A 15,674-nucleotide genomic window follows, 5' to 3' on the forward strand; every position below is an offset into this window, starting at 1 on the left:
TGCGCGACCGATGCGCCTCCTATGCGTTCCCTGTGCGTGCCGCGTCGGGTGCGGGAGCGACGGACTTCTCGAGGTGCAGGACGACCACCGTGTAGACGGCCGCCGAGAGGGACGCGAGCACCATGTGGATGCCGACGAGGATCTCGGGCAGCCCTTCCCTGGCCTGCCACACGCCGACGGCGATCTGCACGAGGATCGCCGCGCTGAGCACGAGGAGCCACGTGCGGACGGGCAGGTGCAGCACCCAGGCGGAGATCGTGAGCGTCGCCACGAGCGCCGCGAGGACATAGCCCGGCCACGAGTGCACGTGCGAGAGGACGGTCGCGTCGAAACCCGTGCGGATGATGTCCGCGTCGCCGGAATGCGGTCCGGAACCCGTGGTCAGGACGCCGAAGAGGATCGTGGCCGCCAAGGCGACGCCCGCGACCAGCGTGAGCACCGCGAACCACCGCGGCACGGCACGTTCGCGCGGGCCGTCGGCCGCGTGCATGCGCACGAGGTAGGCGGCCGTGACGCACACCAGCAGCAGCGACGACACGTAGTGGAACCCGACGATGAAGGCGTTCAGATCGCTGACGACCGCGAGTCCACCGACGACGGCCTGCGCCATGACTCCGGCGAGAACCACCCAGGCGAGCGCGGCGAGATCTCGGCGCCGCGTGGTGCGATGCAGGGAGTCCACCATCCCGACGATGACGGCCGCCAGGAGCACTCCGGAGAAGAAGCCGAAGGCGGGCAGTCCGAACGGCGCGGTGACGGCGTACGCGAGCACGGCAGCGACGACGCCGCCGATGGCGAACCCGACGGCTCGCCGGACCAGCGCGCGGCCGCCGACCGCGGCGAGGGTGAGCAGCACCACGGCCAGTGCGAGGATCCCGACGACCCCCGTCATGGTCCGGTTGCCGAATTCGATGATGCCGTGGATCCCCTGCTCGGGGAGCGGCACCAGGGAATCCGGCGTGCAGAGCGGCCATTCGGAGCACCCGAGCCCGGATCCGGTGAGCCGCACGGCCCCGCCGGTGCCGATGATCACGACCTCGGCGATGAACGACAGCCAGGCCAGGACGCGCAGCGGCGTGCCGATCACGACGCCGGTATATGTGGACGGCGTCGCCGAACTCGTGAGCATGGAGGCCTCCGGGTGCGCACCGCGTCCGCGGAGCGCGACGCGACTCTCGGCGAGAAAGTCACGGCGCGGCCTGGGGCGGGGCGGAACCTGTAGAATCGAGGGGTCGGTTGCACGCGCACTCAGCCACCAGGGCCAGGGGCGCGGAGCACCACTGACAGTCTAGGCGCGATGCTCAGCGCCGCATGAGAGGGCCCGAGAAGCGGCATCCCCCTCCGGTATCTCCACCGGAGGTCACGGCTGCCGGGACGGATGACACCGTCCGGGCCCGGAGGAGAACGTGACGATGACTGATGTGCTGATCGACCGCCCGGAGCTGGAAGGCCTGGGTGTCTACGAGTTCGGGTGGCACGACGCCGACGCCGCGGGCGCGGTGGCGAAACGAGGTATCGACGAGGCCGTGGTGCGTGGCATCTCTGCGCTCAAGAACGAACCCGAATGGATGCTGAAGACCCGTCTGAAGGGCTACCAGCTGTTCGGTCGCAAGCCGATGCCGACGTGGGGTGCGGACCTCAGCGAGATCGACTTCGACAACATCAAGTACTTCGTGCGCTCCACCGAGAAGCAGGCGCAGTCGTGGGAGGACCTCCCCGAGGACATCCGCAACACGTACGAGAAGCTGGGCATCCCGGAGGCAGAACGTCAGCGCCTGGTCGCCGGCGTCGCGGCCCAGTACGAGTCCGAGGTCGTCTACCACCAGATCCGCGAGGACCTCGAGGCCCAGGGCGTGATCTTCATGGACACCGACACGGCGCTGCGCGAGCACCCCGAGTTCTTCGAAGAGTACTTCGGCACCGTGATCCCCGCCGGGGACAACAAGTTCGCCGCGCTCAACACCGCGGTGTGGTCCGGCGGCTCGTTCGTCTACGTGCCCCCGGGCGTGCACGTCGAGATCCCGCTGCAGGCGTACTTCCGCATCAACACCGAGAACATGGGCCAGTTCGAGCGGACGCTGATCATCGCCGACGAGGGCTCCTACGTGCACTACATCGAAGGCTGCACGGCGCCCATCTACAAGAGCGACTCGCTGCACTCGGCCGTCGTCGAGATCATCGTCAAGAAGAACGCCCGCGTGCGCTACACGACGATCCAGAACTGGTCGAACAACGTCTACAACCTCGTCACCAAGCGGGCTGTCGCCCACGAGGGCGCGACGATGGAGTGGATCGACGGCAACATCGGCTCCAAGGTCACGATGAAGTACCCGTCGATCTTCCTGATGGGCGAGCACGCGAAGGGCGAGACCCTCTCGGTGGCCTTCGCGGGCCCCGGCCAGCACCAGGACGCCGGCGCCAAGATGATCCACATGGCGCCGTACACGCAGTCCTCGATCGTCTCGAAGTCGATCGCGCGCGGCGGCGGGCGCGCCGGCTACCGCGGCGAGGTCCGCGTCGACGCCAACGCGCACCACTCGGCCAACACCGTCCGCTGCGACGCCCTGCTCGTCGACACCATCTCGCGCTCCGACACGTACCCGGCCATCGACATCCGCGTCGACGACGTGCAGCTCGGCCACGAGGCCACCGTGTCCAAAGTCAGCGAAGAGCAGCTCTTCTACCTCATGAGCCGAGGCCTCCCCGAAGACGAGGCCATGGCGATGATCGTGCGCGGCTTCATCGAGCCGATCGCCCGTGAGCTGCCCATGGAGTACGCGCTAGAACTCAACAAGCTCATCGAGATGGGCATGGAAGGATCCGTCGGCTAGTGAGCTCTGCGACTCAGGCCCCCGCCACCGTCCCCGGCGCGAAGGGCCACACCGATGGCGCCGGTGCGTTCGTCCCGGTTCAGACCCGCTCCGAGCGATTCCGCTCCTATGACCCGGCCGCCTTCGAGGCGCCCACCGGGCGCGAGGTCAACTGGAAGCACACTCCCGTCGCGCGGCTGCAGCGGCTGTTCGCGGATGCTGCGGGCGACGCCGGTGCGGTCTCGCTCGCTGTGACGGGTCCGCTGGCCGCCGCAGGCCTGGCCGTCGGGTCCTCGCCGCGTGGCGAGGTGTTCGAGCCCGAGGACCTCCCTGCCGCGGTCGCGTGGAGCCGGTCGGCCGAGGCTCTCTACGTGAAGATCCCGGCCGAGGCCGAGCTCGACGAGCCCGTCGTGGTCGAGGCCGTCGGCGGCGGCGCGGACCTCGTCGCCCACGCGCACGTCGTGGTCGAGGCATCCCGTCACAGCCGTGCCACGGTCGTCCTGCGTCACAACGGCTCCGCCCAGTTCGCCCAGAACGTCGAGATCATCGTGCGCGAGGGAGCGCGGCTCGAGCTCATCACGGTGCAGCGGTGGGACGACGACGCCGTCCACGCGGCGTCGCACCAAGGCCGCGTCGACCGTGACGCGACGCTCCGCCACATCGTGGTGAGCTTCGGCGGCGGCATGGTGCGCGTGAACCCGAGCATCGAGCTCGCGGGTACCGGATCGCGCGCCGAGCTGTACGGCCTCAGCTATGCCGACTCGGGTCAGCACCTCGAGAGCCAGGTGTACCTCCACCACAAGGGTGCCGAGACCACCGGCGACGTCCTGTACAAGGGCGCGCTGCAGGGCTCGGGCGCGCGCAGCGTGTGGATCGGCGACGTGCTCATCGGACCGGATGCCGTGGGCACCGACTCCTACGAGGCCAACCGCAACCTCGTGCTCACCGACGGTGCGCGCGCGGAGTCCATCCCCAACCTCGAGATCGAGACGGGCGACATCCGCGGCGCCGGCCACGCGAGCGCCACCGGGCGCTTCGACGACGAGCAGCTGTTCTACCTGCAGGCACGCGGCATCCGCGAAGACGAGGCCCGCCGTCTCGTCGTCCTCGGCTTCCTCGCCGAGATCGTGCAGAAGATCGGTGTCGAAGACCTCGAGACCGAGCTGTTCGCTGCCATCGAGGAGGAGCTCGCCAAGGAGGTCTCGCGATGACCGCCCAGCGGGTGTGCGGCCTCAGCGACCTCGTGCAGGACGAAGCGCGCCGTTTCGAGGTGGACGGCGTCGCGATGGCCGTCGTGCTCGACTCGAACGGCGACGTGCACGCGATCGGCGACACCTGCACCCACGGCGACATCTCCCTTGCCGAGGGCTTCGTCGACGGCGACACGCTCGAATGCTGGGCACACGGCTCGGCGTTCTCGCTGCGCACAGGAAAGCCCCTCAACCTCCCCGCGTATGAGCCGGTCCCGGTCTTCGCGGTCACGATCGACGGCGATGACGTGCTCATCGACCCGACCGTCAAGCTCGATCTGAACTGACAAGAACTGAAGAAGGTAGTCACCATGTCTGTCCTCGAGATCCGCGACCTCCACGTGACGGTCGAGACGGATGCCGGAACCACGCCCATCCTCAACGGTGTGACGCTCACGATCCGCACGGGTGAGACGCACGCCATCATGGGCCCCAACGGCTCCGGCAAGTCGACCCTCGCCTACACGATCGCCGGTCACCCGAAGTACACCGTCACGAGCGGCTCCATCACGCTCGACGGCGAGGACGTCCTGGCGATGTCGGTCGACGAGCGCGCCCGCGCCGGCCTGTTCCTGGCGATGCAGTACCCCGTCGAGATCCCCGGCGTCACCGTCACGAACTTCCTCCGCACGGCGAAGACCGCGATCGACGGCGAGGCGCCCTCGATCCGCACGTGGACGAAGGACGTCAAGTCGTCCATGAAGAACCTGCGCATGGACCCGAAGTTCGCGCAGCGCAACGTCAACGAGGGGTTCTCGGGCGGCGAGAAGAAGCGCCACGAGATCCTGCAGCTCGAGCTCCTGCGGCCGCAGATCGCGGTGCTCGACGAGACCGACTCCGGCCTGGACGTCGACGCGCTCAAGATCGTGTCGGAGGGTGTCAACCGCGCCAAGGCGGAGACCGACCTGGGCGTGCTCCTGATCACGCACTACACCCGCATCCTGCGCTACATCTCGCCCGATTTCGTGCACGTCATGGTGAGCGGGCGCATCGTCGAGGAAGGCGGGCCCGAGCTCGCCGACCGCCTCGAGGACGAGGGCTACGACCGCTACCTCCCCGCGGGCGCAGAGGAGCCGGCCGAGGCTCCCCTCGGCAGCGAAGCGTAGGATCGTTACATGACCGCAACACTCACGCCCGAGAAGTACGACGAGGTCACCGAGGCTCTGAAGGACGTCATGGACCCCGAACTGGGGATCAACGTCGTCGACCTCGGCCTCATCTACGATCTCGCGTGGGACGACGAGAACGACGCGCTGGTCATCCACATGACCCTCACCTCGGCTGGCTGCCCCCTGACGGACGTGCTCGAGGAGCAGACCGCGCAGGCGCTGGACGACGTCGTCGAGCGGTTCCGCATCAACTGGGTGTGGATGCCGCCGTGGGGACCGGAGCGGATCACCGACGACGGCCGCGACATGATGCGCGCGCTCGGCTTCGCCATCTGACGCGACCTGGGTCCCTCGCCCTGCGGCGGTGAGCGTGTCACACTCGCCCCATGGCCTCTCTTGCAGCGCGCCTCGTCTCGGCGGCGGCGTTGACCGCCCTGGTCGGCGTGACCGCGACGTCGTGCACGTTCACCGGCGCGGCACCCGTCTCTTCGGCGAGCCCGACGGCGACGCCCGACCCCAACCCGGGAGCCGACGCGCTGGCGATCGTGACGCCGGAGCAGGTCGATGCGGCCGTGGCCGACCTCGACGACTCGGTCGAGGCGGCGATGGATGCGACCGGGACGCCCGGGATCGCCGTGGGCGTGGTGTATCAGGGGGACGTCGTGTACGCAGAAGGCTACGGCGTTCGTGACGTCGACAGCGGTGAGCCCGTCGATGCCGGCACGGTGTTCCCGCTCGCGTCGGTGTCGAAGTCGCTGAGCGCGACCGTGGTGGCGCGAGCCATCGACGAGGGCATCGTCACGTGGGAGACACCGGTGGCCGATCATCTCGAGGGCTTCACGCTGTCGGATCCGTACGTCGGCGCGCACGTGACGATCGCGGACATGTTCGCGCACCGCTCCGGGCTGTACGAGCATGCCGGGGACGAGCTCGAAGAGATCGGGTACGACAGAGCCGAAGTGCTGGAGCGGCTGCGGTACATCCCGCTCGAACCGTTCCGCACGGTCTACAACTACGGCAACTTCGACATCACCGCGGCGGGGGAGTCGGTGGCGCGAGCCGCCGGCGAGGACTGGGCCGACCTCTCGGAGCGTCTCCTCTACGAACCGCTCGGGATGGACTCGACGAGCTCCCGCTTCGCCGACCTCGAGTCCCGGGACGATCGCGCGCTCGGCCATGTCGAACGCGAAGGGGAGTGGATCGTCAGTCCGCAGCAGCGTCAGCCGGACGAGCAGTCGCCCGCTGGAGGCGCGAGCTCGAACGTCGACGACCTGACGATCTGGCTGCGCATGGTGCTCGCGTCGGGCATGCACGACGGCGAGGAATTCGTCTCGTCGGCCGCGCTGCTGCCTGCCGTGTCACCCGAGATGCCCACCGGGGTGCCTGGCTCGCTCGGCTCGCGGTCGGGCTTCTACGGCTACGGGTTCAACGTCGGGACGACCGCCGGCGGGCTCGTCGACGTGAATCACTCCGGCGCGTTCGCGCTCGGCGCGGGGACGGTGTTCAAGATGCTCCCTGCGGCAGGCCTCGGGATCGTCGTGCTCTCCAACGGCGCGGCGAACGGCGTGCCCGAGGGCATCGCCGCGCGCTTCACCGACATCGCGCAGTACGGCCACGAGCGGCGCGACTGGCTGTCGCTGTATCGCGGCGTGTTCGAGGAGGAGATGGCGCCTCTCGGGGAGCTGGTCGGCGAGGAGCCACCCGCAGGCCCCGCTCCCGCGGCCGACCTCGCTTCGTACGCGGGCGAGTATGGCAACGACTACTTCGGCCCTGCGCGCGTGACGCTCGAGGGCGACACCCTGGTGCTCAGCCTCGGCCCGACCGGCCGGTGGTCGCTCGAGCACTGGTCGGGCGACGAGTTCGTGTTCCGCCCGGAGAGCGAGAACGGCACGCCCGGCACCATCTCCCGCGCCACGTTCAGCGGAGCCGCGCTCGTGCTCGAGTACTTCGACCAGCACGGCCTCGGCACCTTCACCCGCTGACTCGCGGGCGGGACCTCCGCTTCACACGGTGACGCAGAGCGGATGCCTTGTCCCGGTGCTCGATAGTCTCGAAGAGTGAGCGTCACCCCACTGCAGACCCTGCCGATCGATCAGCTCCGTCAGCGGACCAGCACGAAGTGGCGCAGGTACCCGGACGACGTCATCCCGATGTTCGTGGCTGAGACGGACTTCGTCCCGGCACCGGCGATCCAGGCCGTGCTCGCACGCGCGGTGGAGCTCGGCGACACCGGCTACACTCCGCCCGACCCCGGCCTTGCGGCCGCGTACGCGGGTTTCGCGCAGCGACGGTTCGGCTGGACCGTCGACCCCGCGCGCATCCGCACCACGTGCGACGTCATGATGGGCGTGGTCGAGATCCTCCGCCACGTCACGTCGCCGGGCGACCGTGTCGTGGTCACGCCGCCGGTCTACCCGCCGTTCTTCGACTGCATCCCCGAGGCGGGTGCCGTCGTGGAGCGCGTGCCCCTCGTCGACACCGGTTCGTCATGGGAACTCGATCTGCGGGGGATCGAGGCCGCGTTCCAAGACGGCGCGCGCGCGATCCTGCTGTGCAACCCGCACAACCCCACCGGCACCGTCCACTCGCGCGAGACCCTGGCCGAGCTCGCCGCCATCGCGGATCGGCACGGCGCCGTGGTCGTCAGTGACGAGATCCACGCGCCGCTGACGAACACAGGAGCGACGTTCACCCCCTTCCTCGATGCCTCGCCCGCGGCGGCGCGCGTGGGATACACCGTCGCGAGTGCGAGCAAGGCCTTCAACCTCGCCGGCCTCAAGTGCGCCCTGATGGTGACCGCCGATGACGCGACGACCGCCGTCGTGCGCGCGCTGCCCGACGAGGTCGAATGGCGCACGGGCCTCTTCGGCGCATTGGCCGCCGTCGCGGCGTTCTCGCCCGAGAGCGACGCGTGGCTCGACGCACAGCTCGTCGCGCTCGACGAGAACCGCAGGCTCCTCGCCGAGCTGCTGGCCGAGCACGTTCCCGGCGCCCGCTACCGGATCCCCGACGCCGGATTCCTGGCGTGGGTGGACGTCACCGACCTCGGCTGGGGTGAGAACCCCGCGGTGAAGGTGCTGCGCGACGCGAAGGTCGCCCTGCATCTCGGCCCGCTGTTCGGAGACGAGGGCAGGGGGCACGTCCGCATCAACTTCGGCTGCTCGCCCGAGCTGCTCGCCGAGGCCATCGCGCGGATCGGCGCGCTCGTCACGTCGTGACCGACGAGGACGGTCCCGACTCGACGCTCTTCGTCCGTGAGGCACTGCGCCGCTATCAGCTCACGGTCATGGAGACGCGCCGGGTCGGCGAGTCGTTCAACACCATCTACCGGATCCGAGCGGTGGAGGGCGACTTCGCGCTGCGTGTCGGCCCGAGCCGCGGCATCCATCGCACCGGCGCGATCGACGCCGAGGCGGCGTGGACGACGCAGCTGCGGCGCGCCGACGTGGCTGCGCCCCGCGTGGTGCGCACCGTCGACGGCGCCGCCGGCGTGACGGACGCGGCGGGCAGCGGGCGGCGCGCCGCCGTGCTGACGTGGGCGGCGGGAACGGCCATCCCCGAACCGGCGTCCGCCGCGCAGATCGCGGCGCTCGGCGAGTTGAGCGCGCGCCTGCACAGGGCGACGCCGCCGAGCGACACGCTGCCCGCCGGTGTGCTGGATGCCCGTGATCCGTTGGCTTTCGCGGTGCCGGATGTGCTGTCGACGATGCCGACGCGGTTCCGAGGGCTGTTCCTGGACCGCGCGGCGCGTGCGCGCGAGCAGCTGGCGTCGATCTGGCACGGGACCGAGGAGAATCCGCGCATCATCCACTTCGACCTCACGCCTCGCAACGTCGTGACCGGTCGGACGGGCACGCTGCTTCCCATCGATTTCGAGGATCTCGCCTGGGGGCACCGCGTTCAGGACATCGCCCACTCCCTCTACGGCATCGGTCGCGGCGAGCTGTCGAATCGAACCGTCGACGCCTTCCGCTCGGGTTACGAGCGCCGCCTTCCGTGGCCGGGGACGAGCGAGCGCCTGTTCGGCGATCTGTTCGCCTCACGGCGCCTCGGCATGGTCAATCTCGCCGTGTTCCTCGGCCGCCCCGGACTCGACGCATACCTCGAACGCCATGCCATGGCCCTGCGCCGCAGTGCGGAAAGCTAGCCTGGACGGATGACATCGCCGACCGCGCAGCAGACCGAGGCGACCGGCATCTGGAGCTCGCGGTACATCTGGGTGACGGTCGGCGCCGTCGCGCTCATCTTCCTCGCGGCGATGCAGTCGCTCGCCGTGACCACGGTGATGCCGGTCGTGAGCGACGACCTCGACGGCGATCGGCTGTACGCCGTCGCCTTCGCGGGCATCCTCGCGACGAGCGTCATCGGCATGGTGGCGGTGGGAGCGTGGTGCGATCGCGGCGGAGTGCTCGCGCCGCTCACGACGGCGGTCGTGCTGTTCGTCGCCGGCCTGCTGATCGCCGGCCTCGCGCCGACCATGCCGCTGCTCGTCGTCGGCCGCCTGGTGCAGGGACTGGGGACCGGCGGGCAGACCGTCGCGCTCTACGTCGTCGTGGCGCGCGTCTACCCCGGCGCGCTGCACGGAAGAGTCTTCGCGGCGTTCTCGGCGGCCTGGGTGGTGCCGTCGCTGATCGGCCCGTTCCTGGCGGGCGCCGTCACCGAGTTCCTCCACTGGCGGTGGGTGTTCCTGGGTGTCGCGGGCCTCACCGTCGCCGCGTTCGCCCTGGTGGTGGTGCGTCTGCACGGACTCCCGCTCCACACCGACGAGCCGGCGTCCGGAGGCGTCGGAGGGCGGCTGGCGTGCGCCGTCGCGGTGGCGGCAGGAGCGCTCGGCCTGAGCCTGGCCGGCGAGCTCGGCGGCTGGGCATGGGCGGCGGTCGCGGCATCCGTCGTCGTCATCGGCATCGCGTCGCGACCCCTGCTGCCGCGCGGCACGCTGCGAGCCGCACGCGGGCTCCCGAGCGTCGTGCTGATGCGCGGCCTCATCGCGGGGGCGCTGTTCGGCGCCGAGATCTACGTGCCCTACCTCCTGATCGACGAGTACGGATTCTCCCCGACCTGGGCGGGGCTCGGGCTCACCGCGGCCGCGCTCGCATGGGCCGGCGCCGCCGAGCTCCAGGGCCGGTTCGGGGACCGCATGGGCAACGCGCGCATCACCCTCGTCGGCACGGCGCTCCTGGTGGCGTCGCTGGCGATCGCCATGGTGACGGCGCTGCTGCATCTGCATCCGGCCGTGCTCATCGTCGGCTGGGGGTTCGCCGGCGGGGGTATGGGGCTCATGTATCCGCGACTGACCGTGCTGACGCTGGCGTACTCGACGCCGAGCAACCAGGGGTTCAACTCGTCGGCGCTGTCGATCTCGGACTCGGTCGGTTCGGCGTCGTCGATCGCCGTCCTCGGTCTCGCGTTCACCGCGCTGGTGGGGACGGATGCCGGGTTCCCGGCCGTGTTCGCCATCGCCGGCGCTCTCGCGCTCGCGGCCCTGGTGCCCGGCCTGCGACTCGGGCACGCGCACGAACGGCGCTAGTTCTCGGCTCGGCCGAGCCTCCAGTAGCCCATGAAGGCGACGGCGCGACGGTCGACGCCGTGCTCGCTCACCAGGTGGCGGCGCAGCACCTTGATCGCACCCGCCTCGCCCGCGAGCCACGCGTAGAGCCGCGCGCTCTTGAGCGCGGCGCCGCCCTTGGCGGTGCGGGGAACCTCCCACAGGATGTCGGTGTCGATGTCGACCTCTTCTACGTCGGCGCCCTCGCCTTCCGGAGCGAGCGTGCGCGCGGCATCCGTCACCGACGACACCAGGTACGCGTGTCGATCGTCGTGGCCGCGGGCGCCGATCCGGTATTCGAAGCCCGGATGGCGCGGCAGGTAGCGGGCATCGTCCTCGTGCGGCACCTCGAGGGCCACGACGCCGCGTGCATCGCGGGGCAGCTGCTCCAGGATCGCGGCGATGGCCGGCGCGGCGGTCTCGTCTCCGGCGAGCAGGATGCTGTCGACGCGTGCCGGGGGCACGAAGTCGATGCCGAAGCTCACGTCGCCGTACGAGACCGTGGGCGCGAAGATGAGCACCTCGTCTCCCACCTTCGCCCGTGCGATCCAGTCGGACGCGGGACCGAGCACGTCGTGCGACACCATGTCGACGTCGACCTCGCGGGCGTCGTTGCGGACGTACCGCGTCGTGTACGTGCGGAACGGCGGACGCCGCTCGTCGGGGAGCTCACGCCATTTCGCGTACCAGTCGTCGCCCGTGGGCATCGCGTCCAGCGGTGCCGTCGCGGTGGGGAACACGATCTTGACGCGCTGGTCGAGGCCGGGATCGCCGTACTCGGCGAGATCGTCGCCGGTGAAGGTGAATCGGCGGAAGCTCGGCGTCACGTCGGTGATCGCCGCGACCCGGGCGTGGAAGAACCGGTAGGGCTCAGCGGACCGCGGCATCGGACACTCCTGTCTGGACGGATGCGGGGGAGTCGGCGGCCGCTGAGACGTGATGGCGTCCACGCGGCAGCACGATCGGGGACCCGGAGACCGGATCAGGGACGACGAGGGCGTCGAGGTCGAATACCTCGCGGATGAGGTCGCTCGTCATGACGTCGTTCGGGGGGCCGCTGGCCACGACGCGGCCCGAGCGCAGCGCGAACAGGTGATCCGCGTAGCGGGCCGCGAGGTTCATATCGTGGAGCACCATGACGATCGTGGTTCCGCGGTCGCGGTTGAGGTCGGTCAGGAGATCCAGCACCTCCACCTGGTGAGCGACGTCGAGGAACGTCGTCGGCTCGTCGAGCAGCAGGATGTCGGTCTCCTGCGCGAGCGCCATCGCGATCCACACGCGCTGGCGCTGGCCGCCCGAGAGCTCGTCGACCGAGCGGTCGGCGAAGTCGGTCATACCCGTTGCGGCGAGGGACTGCGCCACCACCTGATAGTCGCGTTCGCTCCAGCGCGAGAGGAGCTTCTGGTGGGGGTGGCGTCCGCGTCCGACGAGATCCGCGACGGCGATGCCCTCGGGTGCGATCGGGCTCTGCGGAAGGAGGCCGAGAGTGCGCGCGACCTCCTTGGACGGCCGCGAGTGCAGCTCCTTCCCGTCCAGGAGCACGCGTCCCGTCCGCGGCGGGAGCAGGCGCGCGAGCGCGCGCAGCAGCGTCGACTTTCCGCATCCGTTCGCGCCCACGATCGCCGTGATGCGGCCGGATGGGACGGCGAGGTCGAGTCCGTCGACGATCGTGCGGTCGCCGTACGCGAGGGTCAGGTCGTGCGCCGCCAGCGTATGGGCGCCGGCGAGGTCGCGGGTGTCGGTCATAGCGAGCCTCCGGAACGGTTCGTCCTGATGAGGAGGTAGATGAGGTAGGGAGCGCCGAGCACGCCGGTGATGACGCCGACCGGGTACCGGCTGTCGAACGCGAACTGCCCGACGAGATCGGCGACGAGGACGAGCAGGGCGCCGACGAGTCCGGACGGCAGGAGGAGGGACGAGCCGGGCCCGACGAGGCGGGCCGCGATCGGGCCGGCCATGAACGCGACGAATGCGATCGGTCCGGTGGCCGCCGTCGCGAAGGCGAGCAGGGCGACCGCGATGACGATCGCGGTCACGCGCGTGCCGCGGATCGGCACGCCCAGGCTCGCCGCCGCATCGTCGCCGAGCCGGAGCACGCCGAGCCCGCGCCCCTGCGCGAGCAGCGCCGGCACGAGCACGACGCACGCGAGGGCGAGCGGGAGCACGACCGACCACGAGGCTCCGTTGAGGCTGCCGGTGAGCCACCGCATCGCCGCCTGGAGATCCCACACGGCGGAACCCGACAGCAGATACGTGATCGCGCTGTCGAGCATCGCGGCGACGCCGATGCCGATGAGGATGAGGCGGGTGCCCGCGAACCCGCCCTTGTTCGACAGCAGGTAGATCGCGAGGGCGGTGAGGAGCGCCCCGCCGAGGGCGAGGAGCGACACCGCCGTCTCGCTGAGCGAGAGCACGACGATCCCGAACACGGCCGCGGCACTGGCGCCCGACGTGATGCCGATGATGTCGGGAGAGGCCAGCGGGTTGCGCAGCATGGTCTGGAAGGTGACGCCCGCGATCCCGAACGAGAATCCGGCGAGGATCGCCAGCACGGACCGCGGAAGCCGCAGCTCGCCCACAGTGAACGACGCGCCGGGGACGGTCTCGCCCGCGATCACCCGGGCGACGTCGTCCAGCCCGTAGAACGTCTGGCCGATCATGAGCGAGAGAGCGAAGACGACGACGATCGCGGCGGCGAGCGTGCCCGTCACCAGCGCGCGGCGGCGATTGCGCCGTCGCCGGCCGTCGATGACCGCGGCGACGGACTCTTCGCGGGCGGTCGTGCGCTCGAGGGTGGCGGTGCTCACAGCTCCCTCACCTTCTGGCGTCGCACGATCCAGATGAAGAACGGCGCGCCGATGAGCGCGGTGATGATGCCCACCTCGATCTCGTCGGGCCTCGCGACCACGCGTCCGATGACGTCGGCGGCCACGAGCAGCCCTGCACCGGCGATCGCCGAGAACGGCAGCAGCCACCGGTGATCGGTTCCGACGAGCAGTCGGCACAGGTGCGGGATCACGAGCCCCACGAACGCGATCGGACCTGCCACGGCCGTCGCGGCGCCGCACAGGATCACCGCGCCGGCTGAGGCGACCAAGCGCGTGCGGAACACGTGCTCGCCGAGACCGGCGGCGAGATCGTCACCCAGGGCGAGCGAGTTCATCCCACGTGCGCACACGAAGCACACGACGGCGCCCGCGATCAGCACCGGGGCGACGACAGCGATGCGGTCCCACGTCGCACCCCCCACGCCGCCGATCTGCCAGAACCGGAAGGTCTCCATGAGGTCGACGCGGGGGAGCAGGATCGCACTCACGAGCGACATGAAGGCGGCGGTGGCCGCCGCTCCCGCGAGGGCGAGCTTCAACGGCGTCGCGCCGCCGCGCCCGAGCGAGCCGATGGCGTAGACGAACACCGCCGCACCGGCCGCGCCGGCGATCGCCACGGCCATGAACGTGTAAGGGTGCGACATGCCGAAGAAGGCGATCCCGATGACGACGGCGAGCGCGGCGCCGCCCGACACGCCCAGGATGCCCGGGTCGGCCAGCGGATTGCGCGTGACCGCCTGCATCGTCGCTCCCGAGAGCGCGAGGGCCGCGCCGACCAGCAGCGCGAGCGCGGTGCGCGGCAGGCGGGCGACGACCGCCGCCTGGGCGACCCCGTCGACGCCTCCGCCCAGCCCCGCCACGATGTCACCGAACGAGACTTCGCGGACGCCGAAGGCGACGGATGCCACGCACAGCGCCGCGAGCACCGCGCAGGCGACCGCGAGCCACAGCATCCGCACCGCGACCGGCCGCCGCAGTGAGGCGGCGTCCGGCACGGGTGTGCGGGTCGGGGTGAGGGTCACAGGCGGGGCTCCGGCGGGAACTCGGACAGGGTCGCTTCAGGCTCTGGCGGGATCGGGTCGCGACGGCTCAGCCGAGCGCGCCCGCGAGCACGGCGAAGTACTCGTCGACGCCCCATCCGATCGACAGCGGCGAGGGGTTCGCCGACGCGGCGAGCGGGGTCGACTCCTCGAGGATCGCGATACGGCCCTCGGCGATCGCCGGGATCTGGGACAGCAGAGGGTCGGCCTGCAGCTGGGCGATGATCGAGCCGCTCGCGTCGCCGTAGGTCACGAACACGTCGACGTCGGCGAAGCGGTCGGCCTCCTCGGAGCTGACGGTGGCGTAGAACGCCTCGCCGTCCGATTCCTCGGTGACGACGGCCGGCTCCGGCAGGCCGAGACTCGTGAGGAAGCCGGGGCGGGTGTCGAGGCTGGTGTAGAAGCCGATCTGGCTGAGGTCGGACGGATCGATGTACGAGAACAGCACCGTCGAGTCTGCGAGCTCCGGGTGGTTCGCGAGCGCCGCGTCGACCTCGCCCTGCAGCTCCTCGATGAGCGCCTCGCCCTCGTCGGCGAGTCCGAGCGCCTGCGAGTTCAGGCGGATCATGTCCTCGTACGACGTTCCCCATGCGACCTCGGGGTAGGCGACGACCGGAGCGATCTTCGACAGCGTGTCGTACTCCTCCTGTGTGAGGCCCGAGTAGGCGGCCAGGATGACGTCGGGCTGCGTGTCGGCGACCGCCTCGAAGTCGATGCCGTCGACCTCGTCGAAGAGCACCGGCGTCTCGGCGCCGAGTTCCTCGAGCTTCTCCTCGACCCACGGCAGCACACCGTCGCCGTCGTCGTCGCCCCACGTCACCTCGGCCATGCCCACCGGCACGACGCCGAGGGCGATCGGCACCTCCTGGTTCGACCACGAGACGGTCGCCACGCGCTCGGGCTGCGATTCGATGACGGTGTCGCCGAAGGCGTGCTCGATCGTGACGGGGAACTCGCCCGACGACGCGGTGTCTCCCGCGGAGTCCGTGTCTGCGGCTCCTGTGCTCGCGCATCCGACAAGGGCGACGGCGGTGAGCGTGGCCACGGCGGTGGCGGCGGCGATGCGGTTTCGAGGCACGGCGATCTCCGGTT

At 70.4% G+C, this 15,674-nt stretch carries 15 protein-coding genes; 9 read left to right on the forward strand and 6 right to left on the reverse strand.

Features of this window, described 5'->3' with window-relative positions:
• Window positions 1-19 precede the first annotated feature (19 nt).
• Window positions 20-1,129: a COX15/CtaA family protein gene (locus AC3ANN_RS07620; RefSeq protein WP_488340378.1), complete on the reverse strand. Its 1,110-nt coding sequence runs from the start codon at window positions 1,127-1,129 to the stop codon at window positions 20-22.
• A 283-nt stretch (window positions 1,130-1,412) separates the two neighbouring features.
• On the opposite strand from AC3ANN_RS07620, the gene sufB reads away from it, so the two are divergent.
• From sufB to AC3ANN_RS07665, 9 genes are all read left to right on the forward strand, one after another.
• Window positions 1,413-2,831 carry a Fe-S cluster assembly protein SufB gene (gene sufB, locus AC3ANN_RS07625; protein WP_488340379.1) on the forward strand — a complete coding sequence of 473 codons (1,419 nt, stop codon included), beginning with the start codon at window positions 1,413-1,415 and terminating at the stop codon, window positions 2,829-2,831.
• Window positions 2,831-4,021 (forward strand): Fe-S cluster assembly protein SufD, encoded by a 1,191-nt coding sequence (gene sufD / locus AC3ANN_RS07630; protein WP_488340380.1) that lies wholly within the window; start codon window positions 2,831-2,833, stop codon window positions 4,019-4,021. Before sufB ends, sufD begins: the two co-directional genes overlap by 1 nt.
• Window positions 4,018-4,347 (forward strand): non-heme iron oxygenase ferredoxin subunit, encoded by a 330-nt coding sequence (locus tag AC3ANN_RS07635; RefSeq protein WP_488340381.1) that lies wholly within the window; start codon window positions 4,018-4,020, stop codon window positions 4,345-4,347. The genes sufD and AC3ANN_RS07635 overlap by 4 nt, the downstream gene beginning before the upstream one ends.
• 24 nt (window positions 4,348-4,371) lie before the next feature.
• Window positions 4,372-5,166 (forward strand): Fe-S cluster assembly ATPase SufC, encoded by a 795-nt coding sequence (gene sufC / locus AC3ANN_RS07640; RefSeq protein ID WP_488340382.1) that lies wholly within the window; start codon window positions 4,372-4,374, stop codon window positions 5,164-5,166.
• A gap of 9 nt (window positions 5,167-5,175) precedes the next feature.
• Window positions 5,176-5,505, forward strand: a complete 330-nt coding sequence (locus tag AC3ANN_RS07645) for a metal-sulfur cluster assembly factor (RefSeq protein ID WP_018170657.1) — start codon at window positions 5,176-5,178, stop codon at window positions 5,503-5,505.
• Window positions 5,506-5,555: 50 nt separating this feature from the next.
• Entirely contained in the window at window positions 5,556-7,151 is a 1,596-nt protein-coding gene (locus tag AC3ANN_RS07650; protein ID WP_488340383.1) for a serine hydrolase, read from the forward strand.
• A gap of 75 nt (window positions 7,152-7,226) precedes the next feature.
• Window positions 7,227-8,387, forward strand: a complete 1,161-nt coding sequence (locus AC3ANN_RS07655; RefSeq protein ID WP_488340384.1) for a MalY/PatB family protein — start codon at window positions 7,227-7,229, stop codon at window positions 8,385-8,387.
• Window positions 8,384-9,316 (forward strand): phosphotransferase enzyme family protein, encoded by a 933-nt coding sequence (locus tag AC3ANN_RS07660; protein ID WP_488340385.1) that lies wholly within the window; start codon window positions 8,384-8,386, stop codon window positions 9,314-9,316. The genes AC3ANN_RS07655 and AC3ANN_RS07660 overlap by 4 nt, the downstream gene beginning before the upstream one ends.
• A 9-nt stretch (window positions 9,317-9,325) precedes the next feature.
• Complete coding sequence (locus AC3ANN_RS07665) at window positions 9,326-10,696, forward strand: MFS transporter (protein ID WP_488340386.1); 1,371 nt, start codon at window positions 9,326-9,328, stop codon at window positions 10,694-10,696.
• On the opposite strand, the gene AC3ANN_RS07670 is transcribed toward AC3ANN_RS07665, so the two are convergent.
• The 5 genes from AC3ANN_RS07670 to AC3ANN_RS07690 all read right to left on the reverse strand — a co-directional run bounded on the left by AC3ANN_RS07670 (window position 10,693) and on the right by AC3ANN_RS07690 (window position 15,660).
• Window positions 10,693-11,601 carry a siderophore-interacting protein gene (locus tag AC3ANN_RS07670; protein WP_488340387.1) on the reverse strand — a complete coding sequence of 303 codons (909 nt, stop codon included), beginning with the start codon at window positions 11,599-11,601 and terminating at the stop codon, window positions 10,693-10,695. The two genes, AC3ANN_RS07665 and AC3ANN_RS07670, sit on opposite strands and share 4 nt — an antisense overlap.
• A complete protein-coding gene (locus AC3ANN_RS07675) occupies window positions 11,585-12,460 on the reverse strand; it encodes an ABC transporter ATP-binding protein (protein ID WP_488340388.1) in 876 nt (291 codons plus the stop codon). Before AC3ANN_RS07675 ends, AC3ANN_RS07670 begins: the two co-directional genes overlap by 17 nt.
• Entirely contained in the window at window positions 12,457-13,521 is a 1,065-nt protein-coding gene (locus AC3ANN_RS07680) for a FecCD family ABC transporter permease (RefSeq protein ID WP_488340389.1), read from the reverse strand. The genes AC3ANN_RS07675 and AC3ANN_RS07680 overlap by 4 nt, the downstream gene beginning before the upstream one ends.
• Window positions 13,518-14,564, reverse strand: a complete 1,047-nt coding sequence (locus tag AC3ANN_RS07685) for a FecCD family ABC transporter permease (protein WP_488340390.1) — start codon at window positions 14,562-14,564, stop codon at window positions 13,518-13,520. The genes AC3ANN_RS07680 and AC3ANN_RS07685 overlap by 4 nt, the downstream gene beginning before the upstream one ends.
• 67 nt (window positions 14,565-14,631) lie before the next feature.
• A complete protein-coding gene (locus AC3ANN_RS07690; protein ID WP_488340391.1) occupies window positions 14,632-15,660 on the reverse strand; it encodes an iron-siderophore ABC transporter substrate-binding protein in 1,029 nt (342 codons plus the stop codon).
• Between the last annotated feature and the right edge of the window lie 14 nt (window positions 15,661-15,674).

The organism is Microbacterium sp. STRO-2N, from assembly GCF_057747775.1.